This is a genomic window from Prescottella soli (genome assembly GCF_040024445.1).
GTDB classification, from domain to species: Bacteria; Actinomycetota; Actinomycetes; order Mycobacteriales; family Mycobacteriaceae; genus Prescottella; species Prescottella soli.
On the sequence record NZ_CP157276.1, the window covers coordinates 3,879,999 to 3,903,327 of the forward strand.

Genomic DNA, 23,329 nt, shown 5'->3' on the forward strand with positions numbered 1-23,329 from the left:
ATGCAGATTTGGCGAACTCTCCGCGCGATCCCCAGCTGGATCTTCGCGCTCGTGTTCGGTGCCGCGGTCTTCGTCGCGCCGATGCTCGGCCTGGACGCGTCCAACACCCGGCAGCTCCAGCTCGCGTGCATTCTGGCGCTGGTGGTCAGCGGTCTGAACCTGAGCCTCGGTTACGCGGGTGAACTCGCGTTGGGGCAGGCCGCGATGTACGCGGCCGGTGCCTACACGGCGGGTCTGATGTCGCAGGCCGGGCACACCGAGATCCTGCTGCAGTTGGTCGCCGCGGGCGCCGTCGCGCTCGTCGTCGGCATCGTCACCGGCATTCCCGGTCTGCGGCTGGGTAGTTGGTCGCTGGCGATGACGTCGTTCTTCCTGATCCTGCTGGTGCCGGACATCCTCGCGATCTTCGGTGGCAAGACCGGTGGCCGCAACGGCCTGTCCGGGATGGAGCCGCCGACGCTGCTCGGCCAGGACATCGACAAGGACTTCTACTACATCGTCGTCGCGGTCACGATCCTGTGGTTCGTGGTGATGCGCAACCTCGTGATCTCGCGGCACGGCATCGCGTTCCGCACGCTCAAGCAGTCGCCGGTCCTCGCGCAGTCACAGGGTGTGTCGGTGTTCCGGATGAAGCTGCTCGGGTACGCGATCGGTGCCCTGCCCGCGGGTCTCGCGGGTGCGTTGTTCGCGAACACCGACCTGTTCATCTCCCCGGAGGCGTTCGGATTCACCTTCGCGACCGCGGTTCTCGCGGCGTCGATTCTCGGCGGGTCCGCGAGTGTCTACGGTGCGGTGATCGGTGCGGCCATCATGCAGTTCGGCCCCAACCAGTCGACCGCGTTCCAGGAATACTCGCTGCTGTTCTACGGCGGCTTCCTGATCCTCGGTGGTGTGCTGCTCTCGGGCGGACTCACCAAGGTGTTTCGGTCGCTGGCCACCAAGCTCGACCGCAAGGCCGGCATCGGGGTGGCGGAGCGGCCGGCACCGCGCGATCCGAACGAGGTGCCCGTCGTGGCGCCGATCGCCGGCTCCACCCTCGAGGTCGACGGCATCTCGAAGGCGTTCGGCGGCAACCAGGCCCTGAGGTCGGCGACGCTGCGCGCCGAGGCCGGCAAGGTCACCGCGCTGATCGGCCCCAACGGTTCGGGCAAGACGACCATGCTGAACATGATCTGCGGCTTCTACACCGCGGACGCGGGACGCATCGTCATCGGCGACACCGAGGTCCAGAAGTTCTCGTCGCACCGGGTGGCACGCGAGGGCGTGGCGCGCACGTTCCAGACGCCGAACATCCCCGAGAACGTCACCGTGCTCGAGGCGGTCGCGTCCGGCCGGTACATGACCGACCGCGCCTCGATGCTCTCGGCGGTGCTGCGGCTGCCGAGCTTCCGCAAGGTGGCCAAGGCAGACATCGCCGAGGCCGAGCGGGTCCTCGAACTCGTCGGGATGTCGCACCTGAAGGGCGAGGTTGCGACGTCGCTGCCCCTGGGCATGCGGCGCATGCTCGAGGTCGCGCGCGCCGTGATTGCCGAGCCGCGGGTGCTGCTGCTCGACGAAATCGCGTCCGGCATGGACGAGGACGAACTTGTGCGGCTGTCGGTCCTGATCCGGGCACTGCGCGACGCCGGGGCCACGGTCCTGTTGGTGGAGCACAACTTCCGCCTGGTGCTCTCGCTCGCCGACACCATCGTGGTGCTGGCGCAGGGACAGGTCATCGCGTCCGGTCCGCCCGAGGAGATCGAGCATCACCCGCGGGTGCTCAGCGAGTACCTCGGCGTCGACCCCGACAGTGGAACCGCTGCCGAGCTGGAGAAGGTGGAGTGATGGAACCGGTTCTGAGCGTTCGGAATCTGCAGTCCGGCTACGGTGACCTGCGCGTGGTCTGGGACGTCTCGTTCGACGTCTACCCGGGCCAGGTGACGGCGCTGCTGGGGCGTAACGGTGCCGGCAAGACCAGCACCCTGCGCGCCATCTCCGGCCTGAACAAGGTCCACGGCGGCACCATCGAGATGGACGGCCAGGACATCTCCGGGGTCGCCGCGCACCAGCGGGTGCGTCGCGGGATGGCATACGTGCAGGAGGGCAAGCGTGTCTTCCACAAGCAGACCATCGAGCAGAACCTGCTGCTCGGCGGCTACACCCGGAAGATGCGGCGCAGCGCCCTCAAGTCCGACGTCGAGCGCATCTACGAGATGTTCCCGATCCTCGGGGAGAAGCGGAACCTGTTGGCGGGCTCGATGTCCGGTGGCCAGCAGCAGATGCTGGCGATCGGTGCGGCGCTGATGTCCAACCCGACCCTGCTGCTCCTCGACGAGCCGTCCGGTGGCCTGGCCCCGGTCATCGTCAACGAGGTCATGGAACGGGTGCAGCTGCTCAAGGAGTCCGGCCTGGCCGTCCTCCTAGTGGAGCAGGCCGTCGAGGCGGCGATGAGCGTCGCCGACCACGTCACCGTCCTCGACATCGGCAAGGTCGTCATGGACTCGCCGGCGTCGGAGATCGACGACATCGCGGTCCTCAAGGACGCGTACTTCGGTCGCGTCTGACACACCGTCGAACGGGAGTTCACGGCACGCTTCGTTCGCGAAACCGTGCCGCGGGCTCCCGTTCGGCGTTTCACGGACAGCAAGAGGAGAGGGACACATGAGGATCGGACTGGACGTCTTCGGCGCCGAACGCTTCTACGCCGGCGACCACCGCGGGGTGCTCGACCTGGCGGCCGAGGCCGACCGCCGGGGCGTCGACCTGATCACGACGTCGGATCATCTCGGGTTCTCGCGGGAGGCACACGAGACGCGGGTGCGCGAGAACGGCTTTCCGTTCGGACTCGAACACCCGTGGCTCGAGCCGATGTCGTTGCTGTCGGCGGCGGCCGCGGTGACCGAGCGGGTGGAACTCGGCGTGTACGTGCTCGTGGCGCCGCTGCGGCCGGCACTACTGCTCGCCAAGCAGATCGCGACCCTGGACGTGCTGTCCCGCGGCCGCGTCCGGATGGGGATGGGGGTCGGCTGGCAGCAGGCCGAGTACCGGGCGGCCGGCGTACCGTTCGAACGACGCTTCGGCCGACTGGAGGAGACGGTGGCCGCGTGCCGTGAACTCTGGGGAGCGCCGCCGGCGTCGTTCACGGGGACGGGATTCGAGTTCTCGGACTTCCACAGCCTGCCGCGTCCCGTGCAGCCGCGGGTTCCGGTGATCTTCGGTATGGCGCCGTCCAAGAGCAACTTCGACCGGATCGCGCGGGTCGGCGACGGGTGGACCGTCGCACCCGCCGACCTGCCGCGGCTCGACGAGAGCATCGCGCTGCTGCGGAACTGCTTCGACGAGCACGACCGCGATCCGGACTCGGCGGAGGTGCAGATCATGCTGCCGACGATCGACAACCCATCCGGTGGCGTGGACTTCGACGCGATGACCGCGTCGGCGAAGGCGGCGCAGGAGTCCGGTGTCGACACGGTGCTCGTGCGACCGTCGGCGCTGCCGATCGGTGCGGACGACGTCGACGCGTTCCTCACCTGGTTGACCGGGCTGAACGTCGGTTAGGTGGCCCCGGTGGCCGTGGCTCTCGGGAGGAACTTGCTTCCCACTCACCGGGTCGATGGACTGGTGCCGGACGTGGATCTGCGGTGCGCTGAAGACGCTCGACCCAACTCGATGGCGGCGCGGTCACGCTCATCGTGAAGGCATCGCTGGAGGACGGATGGCAAGTTCGGTCGGAGACCGTGCAGACAAGGATCTCGAGGGTGTTCCCGCGTCGACGCTCGACCGGCTCTCGTTGCTGCTCGACAGTTTTCGCGACACCGCCCGGCTGACGCTGACCGAACTGTCGCGTCGTACCGGCATTCCCCGGAGCACCACGCACAGGATGCTCGACCACCTGGTGAGGATGGGGTGGCTGAGTCGAATCGGCGCCGAGTACGAATTGGGACACCGGCTCGTCGAGGTCGGAGCGCTGGCTGTGTACCGGAATCGCATGGACCGTGCCGTGGATCCGCTCCTGCGTGAACTGCACCATGCCACCGGGCATGTCGTGCATCTGGGCGTGCTCGACGGATCCGACGTCGTCTACATCGAGAAGGTGGGCGGTCGGTCCGTGCCGGAACTCCCGACGCGCGTCGGAGCACGGATCCCCGCGCGGTCGTCGACGATCGGCAAGGCGCTCCTGACGACCACACGCCGAACTGCCCGCGGTCCGCTCGGTGTTGCGTTCGGGACCTGCTCGGCAAAGCTGGGCTGCATCGGAGTCCGGGTCGGATCGCTGGACGGGGTCGAGGTGGGGCTGTCGGTCAGCGGTCCGCTGAGCCGCGTGCGATTCGACGACCGGGACGCCGCACCGGTGCGAATGGCGGCCGTCGCCATCGGGCAGTTGCTGGACCTCACGGGCGTGGTCCACGAATCAGCGTGAACGAACCCCTGAACTTCTGTTCAGGGGTTCGGAAGCGACTACGGGCGGTGGATCGCCTCGCCCGAATGCAGCGCCGAAAGCGCGTACAGGCGAGGGTGATCCCGGCGAGCGGAACCTCGCCGGCCGTTCACTCGAGGCGGCCGGGCATCGGGTAGCTGCGCAGGGACAGGCCGATCTGCCCGGACAGGATCAGGTCGTCGATCGACTCCTGAAGCTTGTGGCACGTGGGGACCCACGCGCGGCCGTCCTTGGTTCGCGCCTCGGCGAACTCGGGGCACGCGTTGTCGGCGTCGTCGAGCCACTGGATGCTGGTGTGGGCCTCGCTGTACTTCTCGACGAGGACTCGGTTGCCGCAGCTGTTGCAGCGCACGCTTTCCATGTTCGAACCTCCCTGATTCCACTGGTGACGGTAGTCACTCTCGATCGCTCACGCTCCCAACCTCCCACGGAGCGGGAGCTTCCCTCCCGGTGAGTGGACGTGTGCTACCGGGCTGTAACCCCCGTCTACCTGGGCTGTTAGGCTTCGGCCATGTCCGAAACCGAGCCCACCAACGACGCCGACGACGACGGCTACCCGTCGCTTCCCGCCACCAGTTGGGCCGTTCTGGGCATGTTGACCCTCGGCGAGGGGCTCACCGGTTACGACCTCAAGAAGTGGGCCGACTGGAGCATCGGCTTCTTCTACTGGAGCCCGTCGATCAGCCAGATCTACGCCGAGCTCAAGAAGCTCGAGGCCGTCGGTCTGGTCGAATCGGAGATGGTCTCGGAGCCGGGGGAGCGCGGTCGACGGGTCTACCGCATCACCGGCCGCGGGACGCGAGCCGTGCGGAACTGGTCGCGGGACGCGCCGGTGGAGCAGCCCGTCCTCAAGCACGGGCTGATGCTGCGGCTGTGGATGGGGCACCTCAACGAGCCCGACCAGCTGCGGGCGCTCGTGCAGTCGCACATCGAGAACATGGAGGCGATGCGCGAGCGCGCGAAGCTGCACGCCGACCACGCGACACGTGAACCGGCGTGGGCGTTTTCGAAGATGAGCCTGATCTGGGCGGAGCGTTACTTCCAGGCCGAGATGGACCTGGCCCGGCAGATGCTCGACGACATCGACGAGGCGGCCGAGACGTTCTCCCATGTGCGGGAGCGTGACGAGCTGGGCAACCCGATCCCCGAGGTGGCCGGATCCTGGCGTGATGTCGAGGATTTCGTCGAAGGCCTCGAGCGGCGCCGGCGGAACTGACCGCCTGAATCCGCCCGAGGCGATCGAATCAGCGAAAGCCAGGGCTCGGGGTCAGGCGTACTGCAGGCGCACTCGCGGCGCGGCGGTGGGCAGGCTCTGGAGTCGGTTGCGGTGCGTGATGGGGGCGGCGCCGCTGCTCCGTCCGGTCAGGGTCTGCAGGACTGCGTTGGCGGCCATGCGGACCGGCGCGGCGTGGCGGTGATCGAACTTGAGGTGGCTCGTCGGCCCACAGATCGACAGGGCGGCGAGGACGCCGCCGACTGGTCCGACGGGGACGGCGATGATGCCGATGCCGCCGGAGATCTGGCTGACCTCGTATGCGACGCCCATCTCGCGGACCTTGTGCAGCTCGGGCGTGAACTCGGAGAGGTTGTCGGTGCCGTTCGGTGTGTACGCGAGCAGCGCCTTGCCGATTGCCGAGTTGCGCGCCGGGTAGCGGCTGCCGATGCGGGTCGGTAACTCGGCCGCGAGTCGTCCGCCGATCTTGTCGAGGTACAGCACGTCTGATCCGTCCAGGACGCCGAGGTGCACGACATACCCGGTGACGCGGTGCAGTTCCTGGAGGATCGGAGCGGCGGCGCTGTGCAGGCGGTTCTGGTGGACCGCGAGCGAACCGAGTTCCATCAGGCGGGTGCCGAGCTCGTAGTCGCGTCCGTCGCGGCGCAGCCACCGCATCTCCACGAGGCGTTCGAGCATCCGATGCGCCGACGACCGCGGCAGCCCCGTCCGCTTGACGACCTGCGCGAGGGTGAGACGGCCGGGGCCGTCGAAGGTGTCGAGAACCAGTGAAACCCGTTCGAGGATCGCGGTCGGGGTGGTGTCTGCAGCAGCTGGTGCGGTCATCGATGACTCCCTCACTTTTATCGAGCATCGCGGTGAGACCCATCTGACGTGGGTATTTCGATTAGAAATAATGACATACGGATCGACGTTTGTGAAGTGGGTCACCAAGATCGAGATATGCCGAAAGGGGGAACCCAACGGTCCTGGTAGGACGGGGTTCCCCCTGACGGGAGCAGAGAGTTCAGTTGTGGAGAGGGTCGCTACATCGCGGCGAGCGGTTCACTGCCGGACCAGTCGTGGCCCCAGTAGCTGTCGGCGGTGATCTCCTCGGACGTGTAGAACGTCTCGTCGACCAGGTGCCCGTCGGTGCCGAACTCGACGTCCCAGCCGCCGGGTGCGCGCACGTAGAAGGACACCATCTTGTCGTTGGTGTGCCGGCCCAGCGTCGAGGACACCGAGAAGCCGTCCTTCACGACGCGGTCGAGCGCCTGGCCGACGGCGTCGAGCGTGTCGACCTCGACCATGATGTGGACCAGGCCGGGCGCACCGCCGTGCGGGGCCGGGCACAGGGCGAGGCTGTGGTGGCGCTGGTTGACACCCAGGAACCGAACCCGCAGGGGGCCGAACTCCGGCGGGGCCGGGATCCGGAAGGCGCCGCGCGGCAGGAACCCGAGCACCTCGGTGTAGAAGTCGAACGTGCCGTTCGGGTCCATCGTCGGCAGGACGACGTGGCCCAGACCCTGTGCGCCGGTGACGAACTTGGCACCGAACGGGGTGACGACGGGGCTGTGGTCGAGGACCGCGCCGTGGAAGACCTCGAGGGTGGTGCCGGCCGGATCCTGGAAGGTCACGACCTCCTCGACGCGGCGGGCGTCCGCCTCCTCAAGCGAGAGCGGCTTGACCGGAATCCCGGCGCGCTCGACGGCCTCGGTGACCCGGACCAGTGCGGCGTGGTCGCGGACCTCCCAGCCGACGGTGACGACCTCGTCGGTCTCACCGGGGACGACGACGATGCGGGCGGCGCGCTCGTCCATGCGCAGGTACAGGGCGTCGGGGTCCGGGCCGGAGCCCTCCGCGAAGCCGAGGACGTCGAACGCGAAGGTGCGCCAGCGGTCCATGTCGTTGGTCTGGACCTTCACGTAGCCCAGTGCGCGGATGTCGGTGCCGAAGCCCCCGACATTGGGGTTCGTCATGGTTTGTCTCCGTTGTGGATTCGAATGGGGATGGATCCGGCGGATCAGATCATCGCGCGCAGCGGACCCTGCGGGTCCACACCCAGGCCGCTGAGCGTCGCGGCGTGGTACACGGTGCCGGGGACGTGGATCGCGTGGTGCAGACCGGCGTGCGCGTCACGCCAGAAGCGCTGCATCGGCTTGTCCATGCGCAGCGCGTTGCCGCCGCAGCGGGCGTACACGGCATCGATGGCCTGCACGGCCTGCCACGCCGCGTTGACCTGGGTCTCGCGGCCGAGGGCGCGCTGTTCGAACGTCGGGGTCTTGCCGGCGTCGACCAGGTCCCACATGCGATCGACGTTGGCCAGCAGCGAGTCCCGGGCCGACTGCAGCTTCGCGGTGGCCTCGCCGACCGCGAACATCGTGTACGGGTCGTCCTTGACCGCGGTGCCCTGCGGGTTGATCCGCTCGCGCTGGTACTCGTTGGCGTGGTGCAGCACGCCCTCGCAGATGCCGATCGTGGCCGACGTGATGCCGAGCGGGAACATGTTGGACCACGGCATCAGGTACAGCGTCTCGGTGCGGCCGTACTTGCGGACCGCGGTGCCGTCGATGACCTCGTCGCAGTCCATCACGCGGTAGTCCGGCACGAACGCGTCCTTGACGACGACGTCCTTGGAACCGGTGCCACGCAGACCCACGACGTCCCACGAGTCCTCGATGATCTCGTAGTCGGTGCGGGGGATGATCACGTGCAGCATGCGGGGCGGCATCTCCATGCTGCCGTCCGGGTTACACGCCATCGCGCCGAGGAACGCCCAGTCGCAGTGGTCCGTTCCCGAGGAGAAGGACCACTTGCCGGAGAACTTGTAGCCGCCGTCGACCGGCACGCACATGCCACCGGGCATGTACGGCGACGCGAGCCACGTGTCCTGATCCTGTCCCCAGACCTCCTGCTGGACCTTGGGATCGGCGAACGCCAGCTGCCACGGGTGGACGCCGACGATGCCGTGGACCCAGCCCGCGGATGGGTTCAGCGACGCCATCCGCATGACGGTCTCCGCGAACTCGCGCGGGTGGACCTCGAGGCCGCCGTGCTCCTTCGGCTGGAGCATCCGGATCGAGCCGGCCTCCTTCATCCGCTTGGCGGTGGCGTCGGCGATCTTGCCGATCCGCTCGGCCTCGACGCCCTCGACGAAGATGTCGTCGGCGGCGGCCTCGATGCGGGACAGGACTTCGTAACTCATCTGGATTTCCTTCTGGTGGGTGTGGTTCTACGAACCGGGGACTAGGAGTTCGCCGGCGAGTTCGGGGCCTGCTTGGCCATGTTCTCGGCGACTTCCTTCTCCCAGCTCGCGACCGCCCGGGTGGTGTCGATCTCGAACTCGAAGCGCTTGGTCATGTCCTCGCTGATGTCCTCGACATCGACGTAGAACTGCTGGTACCAGCGGCGCAGCTGGTATACCGGGCCGTCCTCCTCGGAGAGCAGCGGGTTGTCGATGGGCGCCTTGTTCTTCCAGATCTCGACGTCCTGCTCGAAGCCCATCTCGACGCCCTCCGCGAACTGCGCGGCCATGCCGGTCGACTCGTCGTCGGACAGGCCCGGGAGCTTCTTGACGATCGCGCCGTACTGCAGCACGAACTCGTTGTTGCTCACCGGGTAGTGGCAGTTGATGAGGACCGTCTCGATGGTCTGGCCGTTGGCGTCCGACTCGAGCCAGTCGATCATGTACGACGGACCGAAGTACGTGGCCTCCGAACGCAGCTCGGCGTTGGGGTCGTCGTAGTTGGTGCCGGAGATGATGTCCTCGCGGCCGGTCGAGTGCATGTACTGCGTGGCAGTGTGGCCCTCGAAGACGTTCTTGAAGTAGCGCGGGAACGAGTAGTGGATGTAGAAGAAGTGCGCCATGTCGACGACGTTGTCCACGATCTCGCGGCAGTGCGAGCCCTTGATGCGGAGGGTCTTCCAGCTCCAGTCCGTCCACTCGTCCGAGCCGTAGCCGGCGATGTCAGGGATGGTCACATCGGCCGGCGGCGGGTTGCCCTGCGGATCGTTCCAGACGTACAGCTGGCCGTTCTTCTCGAGCGTGGTCCACGCGCGGGTCTTGGCGACCGGGGGAACGCGGCGGGCGTAGGGGATGTCGGTGCACTTGCCCTTGCCGTTCCAGCGCCAGTCGTGGAACGGACACGCGATGGTGTCGCCCTTGATCTCGCCCTGGCTCAAGTCACCGCCCATGTGCCGGCAGTACGCGTCGAGGACGTTGAGATCGCCCTTGCTGTCGGCGAACACGACCAACTTGGTGCCGAACGCCTCGATCGAGTGCGGCTTGCCGTCCTTGAAGTCGCGGAGGAGTCCGAGGCAGTGCCAGCCACGAGCGAATCGGGTGGGGGCAGCCGCGGCCTCGATCTCGCGGATCTCGACGTTGTCGTCGTTGGTCGTTGCGGTGTCGATTGACATGAATTCCTCCGTGCCGTCAGGGGTTGGGGGACCTGTGATGCGCCTCATAGAACTCGGCGGCGTGTCGCGTGGGAAGTGACTCTCCCGCTGGATGGAACGCGCCCGACTCTGTGGTATAGCGCCTGCTCGGCGCGGGGGTTGCGGGGACCGGGCCGAGTCGGCGCCTGGCCGCCGGACGTACCTCCCACCACGCGGGAAGATCACTCCCGGCCCCGTGTCGGCTCTGGCTAGCGTCGCGTCACGGTGAAAGGAATGACGATGACACGGATGACGGGCAAGGTTGTGCTCATCACGGGCGCGGGCAAGGGGATGGGCCGCACGCACGCGGTCCGCCTCGCGGAGGAGGGTGCGGACATCCTCGCGATCGACCTGCCCGGGGAGCAGTCGGAGGCCGACCTGGCCGAGACCGCCCGCCTCGTGGAGGAACTGGGACGCCGCGCGGTGATCGGCACCGCCGACATCCGCGACTACGACGCGCTCACCGACGCCGTGCAGGCCGGGGTCCGCGAACTGGGGCCGCTCGACACCATCGTCGCCAACGCGGGTATCTGCGACAACCCCGGACCGTCGTGGACGATCGACGACGCGATCTGGAACCGGTCGATCGACGTCAACATCACCGGCACGTGGCACACCGTCAAGGCCGGTGTGGCCGAGCTGAATCCGGCGGGCGGATCGGTCGTCATCGTCAGTTCGACGGCCGCGATCAAGGCGGTGCCCGGGGCGTCGCACTACTCGGCGGCGAAGCACGCGATCACCGGACTCGCCAAGACCCTCGCGAACGAACTGGGCAAGCGGTCGATCCGCGTCAACACGATCCACCCCGGTGCCGTCGCGACTCCCATGACGATCAACCCGGCGACGTTCGCCCGCCTCCGGCCGGACCTCGAGAACCCCACCGAGGCCGACGTCGCGGAGGTGCTCTCGCAGCGGATGCTGCTGCCGGTGCCGTGGGTGGAGTCGATCGACGTGAGCAATGCGGTGCTGTTCCTGGCATCGGACGAATCCCGGTACGTCACAGGCCTGCAGATGGTCATCGACGCCGGTCAGACCCAGAAGGTGGCGTGATGAGCGGACGTCTCGAAGGCAAGGTCGCGCTGATCACCGGCGCCGCGCGGGGCATGGGCCGCGCGCAGGCGGTGCGGTTCGCGCAAGAGGGCGCCGACATCATCGCCGTCGACGTGTGCGCGCCCGTCGAACACTCGACCACCCCGGGTGCGTCGCCGGAGGACCTCGCGGAGACGGTGCGTCAGGTCGAGGCGCTCGGCCGCAAGATCTGCGCGTTCGAGGCCGACGTCCGTGACCAGCAGTCGCTGACGGCCGCGGTCGACTCCGGCGTCGAGGCGCTCGGGCGGCTGGACGTCATCTGCGCGACCGCCGGCATCAGCTCGTCGGGGCCCGCCGTCGAGATGGGGGCCGAGCGCTGGCAGACCATGCTCGACGTCAACCTCACCGGCGTGTGGCGCACCTGCAAGGCCGGCATCCCCCACATCGTCGACGGCGGCCGCGGCGGCTCGATCGTCCTGATCAGCTCCATCGCGGGCCTGCGCGGACTGGTCAGCGTCGGGCACTACACCGCAGCCAAGCATGGTGTCGTCGGTCTCATGAAGTCGCTCGCGAACGAGCTTGCGCCGCACAGCGTGCGGGTCAACACGATCCACCCCGCGAACACGCGCACCACGATGATCCAGAACGAGTCCACGATGCGGACCTTCTGTCCCGGTGTCGAGGAGCCGACGCAGGCGCAGTTCGAGGCGGGAACGCAGTCGATGCACCTGCTGCCCGTCGCGATGATCGAACCCGAGGACATCGCCAACGCGAGCCTGTTCCTCGCGTCCGACGAATCCCGTTACATCACCGGCGTCACACTGCCGGTCGATGCCGGCCACTGCGTGAAGTAGGAGACATCGTGCGATTCGAGGATCTGACGGGCGGCACCGCCGTCGTGACCGGCGCCGGCAGCGGCATCGGGGAGAGCGCGGCGCGCCGCGCGGCGGAACTGGGCATGAACGTCGTGCTCGCCGACATCTCCGCCGAGCGTCTCGACGCCGTCGCCGCCGATTTGCGCGCCGACGGCCACTCGGTGCTCGCGGTGCCCACCGACGTCCGGGACGCCGACGCGGTCGATGCGCTCGCCGACGCCGCGTACGCCGAGTTCGGTGCGGTGACGGTGCTGCTCAACAACGCCGGCCTCGAATCGCTCGGTTTCACGTGGGAGGTGCCCGCCGAGGAGTGGCGGCGGGTGATCGACGTGAACCTGCTGGGTGTCTTCCACGGCATCCGGTCGTTCGTTCCGCGCATGGGCGCCGATCCGCGCCCGTCGCACATCGTCAACACGTGTTCGGTGGGCGGCATCGCGATCACGCCGCGGATGACGGCGTACGCGGCGTCCAAGCACGGCGTGCAGGCGCTCACCGAGTCGCTGTACCTCGAGTGCGCCGAGGCGTTTCCGCAGATCGCGGTGTCGGTGTTCAGTCCCGGCCAGGTCGCGACCCGCATCTTCGAGGACGCTCCCGTCCACGACGCGACAACCGACGACGCCGGGTTCTGGCGCGACCAGATCCGGGAGGGCATGACGCCGGACACGGCCGCGAAACTGCTGTTCGAGGGCATCGCGCGGGACGACTTCTGGATCCTCACGCACCCCGACTCGTTCGAGCGTCTCGCGTCCAAACGCGCGCAGGTCCTGAGCGGGAAACTGCGCCCCGACGCGCTGTTCGACGGGCGGAACTGACCGATCCACTGGGTGTAACAGGTTCCAGTTCTGCGGAAATCCGGTTATCGTGTCGGTGACCCGGACCACACTGGCCGACCCGGCGCGACGGGCGCGCGCAGCGCCGCCTTCGCGTCCCGTGCACGCAGAAGGAACACACATGACCGACGCGCTCGACGACCTTCTCCACCGCCCACGTTTCCTGGCGGACCTGCTGATCACCGCGCTCGAGCGCAACGCCGACCGGCCGGCGCTCTACCTCGGCGACGTCGTGCTGACCGGCGGTCAGATGCGCGACCAGATCAGCTGTTTCGGACAGGCCCTCGAATCGCTCGGTGTCGGCAAGGGCTCGACCGTCGCGATGCTGTCGAAGAACCGTCCCGAGGTGCTCATCAGCGTCGGTTCGCAGATGATCCTCGGCTGCCGCAACACCGCGCTGGCGCCGATGGGCTCCCTCGACGACCACAGCTACATCCTCGGGGACGCCGAGATCGAGACGCTGATCTTCGACCCGACCGCGTTCGAGGGCCGGGCCGCGGAACTGAAGGCCGCGGTGCCGACCCTGACGAACCTGTTCTCGCTGGGCCCGTCCGAGGTGGGTGTCGACATCCTCGAACTGGCGCAGAAGTTCACCCCGCAGCGCCTGGTGGCCGCAGACGTCGACGGCGACGACCCGTCGAGCATGGTCTACACCGGCGGCACCACCGGCAAGCCGAAGGGCGTCGTCAACACGTTCCGCTCCGGCGTGACGCTGCCGCAGATCCAGATGGCCGAGTGGCAGTTCCCGGACGAGATGCGCTTCCTCGCCTGCACGCCGCTCTCCCACGCCGGCATGGCGTTCTTCGTGCCGACGCTGATGCGCGGCGGCTCGCTGGTCGTGCTGCCGGCGTTCGAGCCCGGCGCCGTCCTCGAGGCGATCGAGAAGTACAAGATCACCTCGACCATGCTGGTGCCGACCATGATCTACATGCTGCTCGACCACCCGGACCTGAAGACCCGCGACGTGTCGAGCCTGCAGACGCTGTTCTACGGCGCGGCCGCGATGTCGCCGACCCGGCTGCAGGAGGGCATCGCGAAGCTCGGCCCGATCTTCTTCCAGTACTTCGGTCAGAGCGAGTGCGGCATGACCATCACCGTCATGCGCAAGGAGGAGCACGATCCGGAGAACGTCGAGCGGCTCGCGTCGTGCGGTCGCCCGGTGCCGTGGCTCGACGTGCGCCTGCTCGACGACGACCTGAACGAGGTGGCGCAGGGCGAACTCGGCGAGATCTGTGTCCGCGGTCCGCTCGTGATGAAGGAGTACTGGCGCAAGCCGCAGGAGACGGCCGAGGCGTTGCGCGGCGGCTGGCTGCACACCGGCGACATCGCCCGCGCCGACCGGGACGGCTTCCTCTACATCGTCGACCGCAAGAAGGACATGATCGTCACCGGCGGCTTCAACGTGTTCCCGCGCGAGATCGAGGACGTCATCTCCGGGCACCCCGCGGTGGCGTCGGTCGCGGTCGTCGGTGTGCCCGACGAGAAGTGGGGCGAGGCCGTCAAGGCGTGCGTCGTGCTGCGGGACGGCCAGACGGTCGAGGCTGCCGACCTCGTCGAACGTGTCCGTGCCGCAAAGGGTTCGGTGCACGCGCCGAAGTCCGTCGACTTCGTCGAGGCGCTGCCGCTCACGCCGCTCGGCAAGCTCGACAAGAAGGCGCTGCGCGCGCAGTTCTGGGAGGGCGCCTCCCGCTCGGTGTGACCGGGCGCCTCATCCGGGAAGTCTTTCGGCGCGTTCCGGGGTGGCGTCCTGCCGGTACGCGTCGATCAGGTCGACCATGCGCGGTGCGGCGTCGATCGCGGTTCGGGGGAGTCCGAGGTCGGCGCACCGCAGCAGCGGAGGTTCGAGTGCGGTGAACGCGGCCGGCCGATCACCGGCGGAGAACAGGCATGCGGCGTGCAGGAGCTGTGCCCGCAGGTGCTGCAGCGGCCGGTGCCGGCCGGCGATGCGGTCCACTCGTGCGCGCGCCATCCGGACCGCTTCGTGCTGCGCATCGGATGTCTTCTGTGTCAGGAGGTCTCGGATGGCGGTGTCCTCCAGGAGGTCCGCGGTGATGATCGCGATCCCGTCGTCCGGGGGCCAGCGGAGATCAGCCGGGTCGACCTTCTCGTGGGGCAGTCCGCATCGTGCGCGATCGTTCTCGATCCGCGCCGCGAGCCGGGACAGCCCGAGAGTGCGGGCGATCGCGGCGCCTTCCGACAGGCGGGTCGTGGCCCCGCCGGGGTCGCCGCGCAGGGCCTTGACTCGCGCGCCGGTCCCGTATGTGAGAAGCATGAAGTCGACGGCCCCGCCCTCCGCGCCGAGCAGGTGGCATTCGTCGAACAGCTGATCCGCATCGTCGAGACGTCCTTGCTGGTAGAGCCGGTCGCCGGTGAGCGCGCCCACCAGCCGTGCCGCATACGAGCGCCGTCCTCCGTGCTCGCGTGCGAGCTGTCCGGCTCGCCGGTACAGACCGTCGGCGGCCTCGTAGTCGAGTTGCTCGCCGGCGGCGATGCCGGCAAAGCACGAGCCGTACATCGAGACGAACGGGCCGCTTTCCGCGGTCGGGAACTCCACCGACTGGCGCTCCTGCCAGCGCCGTACGGAGTCGAAATCGAAGCGGTACAAGGCATCGAATTCTGCGAGATTCACGGCGCCGGCCAGGACGAACGGGCTCAGGGTGTCTCGACGCCTCAGGCATGCGTCGGAGAAGTCGGCGAGGCGGCCGACCCGATCCGCGAACAGGTCGCACACTCCGTCGACGAGGGCACTCTCGGCGAGCAGGTCGGCTGTCGAGGCGCCGTCGGGGGCGTCCGTCAGCAGTGAGCGGGTCTGTTCCAGAAGCAGTTTCACGGATCGGGGCGGGTGATGCAGCAGCACGTGTGCCCACGCCTGGGTGAGCAACAGTCGGGGTCGGGCAGTCGCGATCTGCGGCGGGAGTTTGTCGACCAAGCCCAGGACCGTTGCCATCAGCGAGTGCTCGACCAGACCCATGCCGTGGTGCTCGACGAGGTCGGTCGCCTGTTCCGCGTCCCCTGCCGCGAGGGCGTGGTCGACGGCCTCCCGCAACATCGAATGGTCGAGGAACCAACTCGAGGCACGCCGGTGCAGGTCGGCGACACGGTCCGGATCGCGTTCGAGCCGCCGCCGCAGGTAGTCGGCGAAGAGTTGGTGATAGCGGAACCACGAGCGGTCGACGTCCTCGGCGCGCAGGAACAGATCGCGTTCCTCGACCTCCTCGAGGAGCGATTGCCCGTCGGGGACGTCGGCCAGCCGTGACGCGAGCGGTCCCGAGACGCGCTCCGGAACGGACGTGCACAGCAGGAAGTCGAGCAGGTGCGGGTCGAGCGCGCCGACCACGTTGTCGGCGAGGTATTCCCCGATGGCCCGGCTGCGCCCCGACAGGTGGGTGATGACATCGACGGGGTCCTCGCGGCCCCGCAGCGACAACGACGCCAACTGCAGTGCGGCGGCCCACCCGTCGGTGGTGGCCTGCAACGCCTGCACCGTGTCCGGATCCAGGTCCAGCGCGGCCCGGTCGACCAGGAATCGGCGCGATTCCTCGGCGTCGAAACGGAGGTCGGACTCGTCGATCTCGACCAGTTCGTCGCGGACCCGCAACGATCCGAGCGGCAGGCCCGAGCGGGTTCGCGTCGTCACGACGAGCCCCAGGTGGTGACAGGCGTTGCCGAGCAGGAAGTTCAGGGCCGCGACGGTCGCCGGGTCGGAGACCCGATGCCAGTCGTCGATGACGACGACGAGCCGGGCGCCGCTGTCGTGCACCCGGTTGATGAGCGAGGTCAGCACGAACCGCTCGGCCTCGACCCCGAACTCCTCGATCGCCTGCCCGAGTTCGTCGGTCAGTTCGGGACGTACCTGTCGCACCGACTGGAGGAGATGGCCGAGGAACCAGGCGACGTTGTCGTCCTGGGAGTCCAGGCTCAACCACGCCACGGAGACCCCCGCGTCGAGGAGGACGTCACGCCACTGGGCGGCGAGGACGGTCTTGCCGAATCCCGCCGGAGCGTGGATCACACTCAACAGGCGTGGCCGGGTGTCATCGAGCATTCGCACCAGACGGGCACGCTCGACGAAGGCGTGCTCGGCGACCGGCGGCCGGAACTTCGTCACCGGGGTGGGCGGCTGCGGTGGCTGCGTTCGCCGAACCGGCCCGCTCGGCCGCGGCGTCGGTACGTCGGTGGTCAGCTCGTGACCGCGTTGGACATCACGGAGTTGTTCGGCGAGGTCCGCGGCGGTGGCGGGACGGTCGGCCGTGTCCACGCTCATCGCCTGCTCGAGCACCCGGCACAGATCGTCCGGCACCCCGGCCGGACGCAGGTCGGGAATCGTCTCGGTGACGAGACGCCGCAACTGGGTGGACGGTTTCTCGCCGCGACGCAGTTGGAAGGCGGCATGGCCGGTCAGCAGATGGAAGATCGTCCCCGCCATGCTGTAGACGTCGGACGCGGGCGTGGGGGCGGCGCCGACGAGGATCTCCGGTGCGGTGAAGTCCGGAGTGCCGACCACGTCGCCGGCGCGGGACTCGAACGCGTCGGGCACGCGCGCGATCCCGAAGTCGCTCAGCTCCGGATCGCCGTAGTCGGTGATCAGGATGTTCGCGGGTTTGATGTCGCGGTGCAGGATGCCGAGCCGGTGCGCGGTGTCGAGGGCGTCGGTCAACTGGACGGCCAGGCGGAGGGCCTCCGGCCAGTCGAACGGCCCGTCCCGCCGGATCGCCGCGTCGAGGGAACCGAGGCGGCGGAACGGCATCACGATGTAGGGCCGCCCGGTGGCCGTGACCCCGACCTGCAGCACCTCGACGACGTGCGGGTGGCCCGTCAGCTTCCCCAGTGCCCGCTGTTCACGGAGGAACCGTTCGCGACCTTCGCCGCCGACTTCGGTGCGCGCGATCTTGACCGCGACCGTCCGGTCGAGCGACGACTCCGTGCAGCGGTAGACGACGCCGTATCCGCCACGACCGATCTCGACCGCGTCCTCGAAGCCCTCCATCGCGAGCTCGGTCTCGATCGCGCCCGGTCCACCGCGCTGCGTCGCCTGGGGATCCCCAGCCGCCTGTGTCGGCTCGTCGCCCATGCCGAATCACCTCGGAAGTCCCGCGGACCCGTGTCCGGTCCGCGGCGGCATCGTGCCCGGCACGATGCGGTTGCGCATCCAATACTAGGTCGGCTGTCGCAGACCGGACCGTCGGAAATCGGTGCTCAACCCACCGGATCGAACCGGATCGACTCGGCCGGGGTGCCGGTGGCGACCAGTCGGTCGCGGGTGCTGCGCACCATTCCGGGCGAACCGCAGACCAGCACCTGGTGGTCGACGAACGCGCCGTGCGCGGCGACGACGTCGCCGAGCGTGCCCTCGAGCAGGTAGTCGTCGTCGAACCCGGTGAGCGCGTCGTCCCCGATCTCGGCGCGGATCCGCTCGTACCACTCGTCGGGCGCACCCGGGTCGGTGACGTCCTCGACGACGGGAATGGTTGTGAGCCAGGGTAACTGCTGCGTGAGGATCCACAGCATGTCGGACGCGTACAGGTCCTGAACCGTCCGGCCGCCGACGAACAGGTACACCTGCGGCGGATTCTCCACCTGGGTGAGATCGAGAATGATCGAGCGTAGCGGGGCCAGACCTGTTCCGCCGGCGACCATCACGACGGTCGGACCGTTCTCATCGACGGCGAGTTCGCCTCGCGGCGATGCGAACCGCCACTGGTCGCCGGGCACCGTGTCGGCGACGATGCTGCCGCTCACCCAGCCGCCGGGTACCGCCCGCACGTGGAATTCCATCTTGCCGTCGAGCGACGGGGGCAGCGCGGGGGACAGGCGTCGCGGCAGCCGCGGGTGCCGGGGAACGGTGACGTCGACGTACTGGCCGGGGTGGAACGGGACGGGCTCGCCGATCAGGCGCACCACCGCGAGATCCCTACGCAGGCGGTGGTGTTCGACGACCGTGGCGGTCCAGGTCTGCTGCTCCATGCCGCCATTGTTACCGGTGGGCTGTTGCGCCCCTGTCACTGCCCCGATCCGAAGGCTCGGCCGGCCCAGTCGGCGAAGGACGTCCATCCGATGTCCGGGAACTCGGAATGCAGCCGTTCCAGGTCGACCTGGTAGCCGGGGCCATTGAGAAACCACCACATCGCGTGCATGTCGGGATCGGCGATCGAGCCCAGGGGAACCTGCTCGAGATGGACCGGAGATCCGAGCGCTGTCGCGAGAGCCGCCGCCATCGTTTCGGGAGTGGGTGCGTCACTTGCCAGTTCGATGCGTCGTCCGCGGTACCGCTCGGGCGAGAGCAGGACGTGCGCCGCGAACGAGCCCAGGTCTGCGCGATCGAGCTGCTGCAGAGGACGGTCCGCCGGCAGCGGCAGGTCGAGCACTCCCTCCGTGCGGATCCGGTCGGCGCCGCCGAGGGCGTTGTCGAAGAAGTACGTCGGTCCCAGGATCGTGTGAGGCAGCCCGCTGGACTTCAGCTCGGCCTCGATGACGGCCTTGCTCTCGAAGTGCGGAACGCCGCTGTCCTGATCGGCGCTCGCCACCGAACTGAACACCAGATGTGGTACCCGTGCCCGACCGGCGGCGGCGATGATCGTGCGGCCCTGGGCGATCTCCGCGTCGACACCGGACTCGAACGGAGTCGTCATCGCGAACACGGCCGCGACGTCGCGCATTGCCGCGGCGAGGGAATCCTCGTCGTCCAGTGAGCCGGTGACGACGTCCGCGCCTTTCTCGGCGAGGGCGCGGGCGCCGGCGGAAGTCGGGTTGCGGACCAGTGCCCGCAGCGGCGCGCCCCGCTCGAGCAGGGCGGCGCTGACTGCGCGTCCCTGTCCGCCGGTGGCAGCGAGAACCAGTATCGGACGGTCGGCCATCGGATCTCCTCCGGTCGGCTCCAGTCGGTGAAGGGCGCGGTGCTCTCGACGCGAGCGTACCTCCGGCGCCGACGTCGACACGACGAAACGGGGGCCGTGAATCGTGCCCGATGCACGATCACGGCCCCCGGTTGTGCGAGGTCAGTACGAATGGAACCAACTGCGGTTCCGGCCGACCGCCACCTCCCTACGGTGCGCGATCCGCCACCCGTCGGATGTCCGCCGATACCGGACCGTGTAGTGGCCCGCGACGTGCGCATGCCGTGTCTCGGCTTCGCCCGTCGCGCCCGACCGGAACTCGAAGTGGATTCGGGCCGTCGCCTCGTCCCCGTCCAACACGATCGACGGGGTGTTCAGCAGGTGGATGCCGGACGTGTGCGCGGTGAACTCGACGCAGAATCCGCGCAGCGCGTCCCCACCCCGGATCGTCGCGCCGGGCACGCCGCCGACCTCCGCCAGTTCGAAGACCCCGTCCTCGGTGAACTGGCCCGCCCACGCGTCGGCGTCACCGGAATCCCACGCCGGTGCGTAGGCGCCCTCCAACTGGAGGATGGCGAGGGTGTCCTCCACCGCGGCAAGGCGCTCCTCGAGCGAACCGGTGGACGCCGGCCGCGGCGCGTGAAGTGCTTGCTTCGTCATGCCGTTCGCCATCCGCGTCAGGCGGCCGGATTGCCGTACTGGCCGTTGAGCAGCTTGCTCGGCGGCACGAACCTGTAGCCGTCGTCCGCGAGGTTGGGCGCGTGCGACTCCGACGAGTAGTGGTAGCGGGGCAGGAACGCCGTCTTGGCGTTGTCCAGCACCTGCTGATCCTCGAGGGCCGCGGCGAGCTTCTGCGGATCCGACGTCGACCCCACCTTGTCGGCAGCGGCAGCGACCAGGCCGAACGGGTCGTAGTTGTCGGCCAGGATCAGCGTCGACGGGATGGAGCCCATCGACGCCATCGTGCTCACCATCGTGTTGACCGTCGTGTCGGCGGCGTCGTACACGGTGCTCGGGAACACCTGCATGACCAGGTTGGACGCGGCGCGGGTGCCCAATGCTCCGTCGGGCGCCGGCTTGGCGATCAACGCGGTGCCCGAGACGGACGTGTTGCCGATCAGCGGGATGTTCCAGTCGAGTCGCTCGAGGCTGTTGAGCAAGTAGCCCAACGGCGCGCCGTAGGCGTCGATGACGAGGGCCTGCGTTCCCTTGTTCTTCAGCGCCTGCAGCTGGGCGGTCATGTCCAGCGCCGCCACGTCGTACTCCTCGGTGCCCGACATGCTGACTCCCTCGGCGGACAGCGAGGAGGTCATCGCCTTGCCGAAGGCCTCACCGTAGGCGCTGCTGCCATGGATGACTCCGACCTGCTGGTAGCCCTTGCTCTTCGCGTACCGGGCGAGGGACACCGCGTATTCGGTGGGCGAAGGGGACAGGTCGAAGTTGAGGGGGAACTGCTCCGGATCGGAGGAGTTGTCCGTGGGACCGACGTTGAACGACAGGATCTTGTTCTGCTTCAGGATCGGCAGCGTCGCTGCCGAGACCGTCGACGGACCCGAGTTGAGGTAGAGATCCGGCTTCTTCCCGGAATTGACCGCGTCGCGCAGGTTCGAGACGGCCTTGGTGGCGTCACCGCCATCGTCGACGATCGTGAGTTCCACTTGGCGCCCACCGATTCCGCCGTTCTTGTTGACCTCCTCGGCGCCCGCTTTCGCCGCGAGGATCGAGGTCTGCGCGTTGGCGGCCAGCGAGCCCTGGCCGCTGATCGCCCCGGTGACCAGTACCCGGTACGGGCCGCTGTCGCCGGCGTCGTCGCCGGACGCCGAGCCCGAACAGCCCGCGGTGGCGAGGGCGCACACGGCCAGCGTCGTCACGAGCGCAGAATGCCGAATCTTCATGCCAGTTTCCTCCAATGGAGACACGACGGATCACAAGCATGTGCTTGGGTGCCGCAGACGCTAAGGGTGTGACGTGGATTACGTCAAGACGGTTCTTCGCTCGCCGGGATATCGAAAGATGTTATGCGCCAACCGTGTTGGACATCCTCGACGCACGCGATCGACCGACGCCCCGTTCGGGCGTCGGTTCGCGGTCGGTCTTCGGTTCCGTGGGTGGGCGCCCGTCGCCCAGCTCGGTCTGCGAGGGCGGCGCGGTACTCGACGACGACGCTAGGGCTGCGGAAGCGCGGTTCCTACGGGGCCTCCCGCTGACCGGTCGGTTTCCGTCAGCGCAGCGGGTCGTAGGCGATCGACTCGACCGGCGTGCCGGCCAATTGCAGCGCGTACGCGGTGGTCTTCACCATCGACGGTGATCCGCAGATCTGCACCTGGCGGTCGGCCCACGACCCGAACCGGCTCACCACCGTGCCGATCGGTCCACGCAACCGCTGGTGCATGCCGTGCGGCGGCTCGAGCGCGGGATACGGGTGCCACCACGGATTCTCGTCCTCGGTGGTGATCGGGACGATCGTGAGCCACGGATTGCTCAGCGACAGGTGCCACAGGGTCTCGATGTCGTACAGGTCGCACGGGTATGCGCCGCCGACGAACAGATGGACCCGCGGATTGATGCCGCGGTGGGCCATGTCCATCACCTGGGCGCGGAGCGGGGCCAGGCCGGTGCCGCCCGCGATCATCAGCACGTCCTTCCCGCTGTCGAGGTCCACGTGGAGGCCGCCCAGCGGCGAGCTGATCTGCCACCGGTCGCCGACGGCGGTCTCGTTCACCATCGCCGGGCTGACCCATCCGCCGGAGACCCGGCGGACGTGGAACTCGAGCTGCCCGAACGGGTTGGTCGGGATCGCCGGAGACAAGTAGCGCCACATCTGGGGACGCTGCGGGATCTGCACGCTCAGGTACTGGCCCGCCGCATATGGGATGGGTGAGTTGCTCTCGAGGCGGATGATCGCGAGATCGCGCAGCACCCGCTCGTGGCTGACGACCGTGGCTTCCCACAGTGCGGGGTAGTCGTCGGCGTCAGCGGCGTCGGACATCGTGGTGGTGACCAGCGCGACCAGTTCCCGCCACGCGGAATCGGCCTGGGGGCTCCACGGTCCGTCGCAGTCGGCGTCGCGGATCGCGTCGAGCAGTGCGTTGCCGGCGGCCGCGTAGTGGTCGCGTTCCACGCCGTACTTGCGGTGGTCGCGGCCGAGCTGGGCGAGGAACGGCAGCAACCGGTCGATGTCGTCGAGCCCGCGCACGATGTACTCGACGGCCGCGACCAGCTTGGCGCGCTGGCTGTCCATGCCGGCCGGGAACAGCGAACGGGACTGGGGGATCCGCGCGAAGAACTGGGCGTAGAAGGTGTGGGCGAAGCGGTCGCGATGGTCGTCCGACGCGGTGACGGCAGCGAAATGTGAGCGGATGAGCCTGATCTCGGCCGTGTCCACGACGTCCTCCCTCGCGCGTTCTGCAGTCCCCGGCCGGCGAATCGTGCCGGGACACCAACAAGTGTGCACCGGAAGTCCGACCGTGCTGTTTGAGGGGTTGCCGGCATGCGGGCATTCGGGGGCGCCGACCTCGGGCGTTTGCGGTGTGGGGATCATCGGCCTCAGCGCCCGCTCTTCCGCTGTTCACGCGGGAATCGGCGCGCGCCGCGAAGGAATGGGTGCTCAGGCCGAGCCCGTCGGATCGCACGTGGCGCAAATCTCCTCGAGATTGTCGAAGTTGAGTGGAACAGACTCAACATTTCGTTCGTTGAGG

20 protein-coding genes are annotated in these 23,329 nt (G+C 68.3%); 9 read left to right on the top strand and 11 right to left on the bottom strand.

All coding sequences use genetic code 11. The features are described from left to right. The 4 genes from ABI214_RS17945 to ABI214_RS17960 all read left to right on the top strand — a co-directional run bounded on the left by ABI214_RS17945 (nt 1) and on the right by ABI214_RS17960 (nt 4,399). Entirely contained in the window at nt 1-1,824 is a 1,824-nt protein-coding gene (locus ABI214_RS17945) for a branched-chain amino acid ABC transporter ATP-binding protein/permease (RefSeq protein ID WP_348603863.1), read from the top strand. Then, nucleotides 1,824-2,543, top strand: coding sequence for an ABC transporter ATP-binding protein (locus ABI214_RS17950; protein WP_348603864.1), 720 nt, complete (start codon nt 1,824-1,826; stop codon nt 2,541-2,543). Before ABI214_RS17945 ends, ABI214_RS17950 begins: the two co-directional genes overlap by 1 nt. 97 nt (nt 2,544-2,640) lie before the next feature. Further along, nucleotides 2,641-3,537 carry a TIGR03619 family F420-dependent LLM class oxidoreductase gene (locus tag ABI214_RS17955; protein ID WP_348603865.1) on the top strand — a complete coding sequence of 299 codons (897 nt, stop codon included), beginning with the start codon at nt 2,641-2,643 and terminating at the stop codon, nt 3,535-3,537. 157 nt (nt 3,538-3,694) lie between these two features. After that, nucleotides 3,695-4,399, top strand: coding sequence for an IclR family transcriptional regulator (locus tag ABI214_RS17960; RefSeq protein ID WP_348603866.1), 705 nt, complete (start codon nt 3,695-3,697; stop codon nt 4,397-4,399). A 127-nt stretch (nt 4,400-4,526) separates the two neighbouring features. Here the strand turns inward: ABI214_RS17960 and ABI214_RS17965 are convergent, their stop codons facing one another. Beyond that, nucleotides 4,527-4,778, bottom strand: coding sequence for a hypothetical protein (locus ABI214_RS17965; protein WP_348603867.1), 252 nt, complete (start codon nt 4,776-4,778; stop codon nt 4,527-4,529). Between the two features lie 150 nt (nt 4,779-4,928). Here ABI214_RS17965 and ABI214_RS17970 point away from each other — a divergent pair, with 150 nt between their 5' ends. Beyond that, nucleotides 4,929-5,633, top strand: a complete 705-nt coding sequence (locus ABI214_RS17970) for a PadR family transcriptional regulator (protein WP_348603868.1) — start codon at nt 4,929-4,931, stop codon at nt 5,631-5,633. Between the two features lie 51 nt (nt 5,634-5,684). Here the strand turns inward: ABI214_RS17970 and ABI214_RS17975 are convergent, their stop codons facing one another. The 4 genes from ABI214_RS17975 to ABI214_RS17990 form a co-directional block, all read right to left on the bottom strand. After that, complete coding sequence (locus tag ABI214_RS17975) at nt 5,685-6,476, bottom strand: IclR family transcriptional regulator (RefSeq protein ID WP_348603869.1); 792 nt, start codon at nt 6,474-6,476, stop codon at nt 5,685-5,687. A gap of 200 nt (nt 6,477-6,676) precedes the next feature. Further along, nucleotides 6,677-7,609 (bottom strand): biphenyl-2,3-diol 1,2-dioxygenase, encoded by a 933-nt coding sequence (gene bphC, locus ABI214_RS17980; RefSeq protein WP_348603870.1) that lies wholly within the window; start codon nt 7,607-7,609, stop codon nt 6,677-6,679. A gap of 44 nt (nt 7,610-7,653) precedes the next feature. Beyond that, nucleotides 7,654-8,835, bottom strand: a complete 1,182-nt coding sequence (locus ABI214_RS17985) for a hydroxylase (RefSeq protein WP_348603871.1) — start codon at nt 8,833-8,835, stop codon at nt 7,654-7,656. Nucleotides 8,836-8,876: 41 nt separating this feature from the next. Then, the gene (locus tag ABI214_RS17990) at nt 8,877-10,046 is read right to left on the bottom strand and encodes a Rieske 2Fe-2S domain-containing protein (RefSeq protein ID WP_348603872.1); all 1,170 of its coding nucleotides are present in this window, start codon (nt 10,044-10,046) and stop codon (nt 8,877-8,879) included. A 258-nt stretch (nt 10,047-10,304) separates the two neighbouring features. Between ABI214_RS17990 and ABI214_RS17995 the strand changes: the two genes are divergently transcribed. The 4 genes from ABI214_RS17995 to ABI214_RS18010 all read left to right on the top strand — a co-directional run bounded on the left by ABI214_RS17995 (nt 10,305) and on the right by ABI214_RS18010 (nt 14,497). After that, nucleotides 10,305-11,114: a mycofactocin-coupled SDR family oxidoreductase gene (locus ABI214_RS17995; RefSeq protein WP_348603873.1), complete on the top strand. Its 810-nt coding sequence runs from the start codon at nt 10,305-10,307 to the stop codon at nt 11,112-11,114. Beyond that, nucleotides 11,114-11,947 carry a mycofactocin-coupled SDR family oxidoreductase gene (locus tag ABI214_RS18000; RefSeq protein ID WP_348603874.1) on the top strand — a complete coding sequence of 278 codons (834 nt, stop codon included), beginning with the start codon at nt 11,114-11,116 and terminating at the stop codon, nt 11,945-11,947. The genes ABI214_RS17995 and ABI214_RS18000 overlap by 1 nt, the downstream gene beginning before the upstream one ends. Before the next feature lie 8 nt (nt 11,948-11,955). Further along, complete coding sequence (locus ABI214_RS18005) at nt 11,956-12,780, top strand: SDR family NAD(P)-dependent oxidoreductase (protein WP_348603875.1); 825 nt, start codon at nt 11,956-11,958, stop codon at nt 12,778-12,780. Between the two features lie 139 nt (nt 12,781-12,919). Next, nucleotides 12,920-14,497, top strand: a complete 1,578-nt coding sequence (locus ABI214_RS18010) for an AMP-binding protein (protein ID WP_348603876.1) — start codon at nt 12,920-12,922, stop codon at nt 14,495-14,497. Between the two features lie 9 nt (nt 14,498-14,506). On the opposite strand, the gene ABI214_RS18015 is transcribed toward ABI214_RS18010, so the two are convergent. From ABI214_RS18015 to ABI214_RS18040, 6 genes are all read right to left on the bottom strand, one after another. Then, nucleotides 14,507-17,869 (bottom strand): protein kinase domain-containing protein, encoded by a 3,363-nt coding sequence (locus tag ABI214_RS18015; RefSeq protein ID WP_348603877.1) that lies wholly within the window; start codon nt 17,867-17,869, stop codon nt 14,507-14,509. Nucleotides 17,870-17,994: 125 nt separating this feature from the next. Beyond that, a complete protein-coding gene (locus ABI214_RS18020; RefSeq protein ID WP_348603878.1) occupies nt 17,995-18,762 on the bottom strand; it encodes an FAD-binding oxidoreductase in 768 nt (255 codons plus the stop codon). A gap of 35 nt (nt 18,763-18,797) precedes the next feature. Beyond that, nucleotides 18,798-19,652, bottom strand: coding sequence for an NmrA/HSCARG family protein (locus ABI214_RS18025; RefSeq protein WP_348603880.1), 855 nt, complete (start codon nt 19,650-19,652; stop codon nt 18,798-18,800). A gap of 141 nt (nt 19,653-19,793) precedes the next feature. Further along, nucleotides 19,794-20,291 carry a nuclear transport factor 2 family protein gene (locus ABI214_RS18030; RefSeq protein WP_348603881.1) on the bottom strand — a complete coding sequence of 166 codons (498 nt, stop codon included), beginning with the start codon at nt 20,289-20,291 and terminating at the stop codon, nt 19,794-19,796. Between the two features lie 17 nt (nt 20,292-20,308). Continuing rightward, complete coding sequence (locus ABI214_RS18035) at nt 20,309-21,526, bottom strand: ABC transporter substrate-binding protein (RefSeq protein WP_348603882.1); 1,218 nt, start codon at nt 21,524-21,526, stop codon at nt 20,309-20,311. A 326-nt stretch (nt 21,527-21,852) separates the two neighbouring features. Then, complete coding sequence (locus ABI214_RS18040) at nt 21,853-23,016, bottom strand: FAD-binding oxidoreductase (RefSeq protein WP_348603883.1); 1,164 nt, start codon at nt 23,014-23,016, stop codon at nt 21,853-21,855. Between the last annotated feature and the right edge of the window lie 313 nt (nt 23,017-23,329).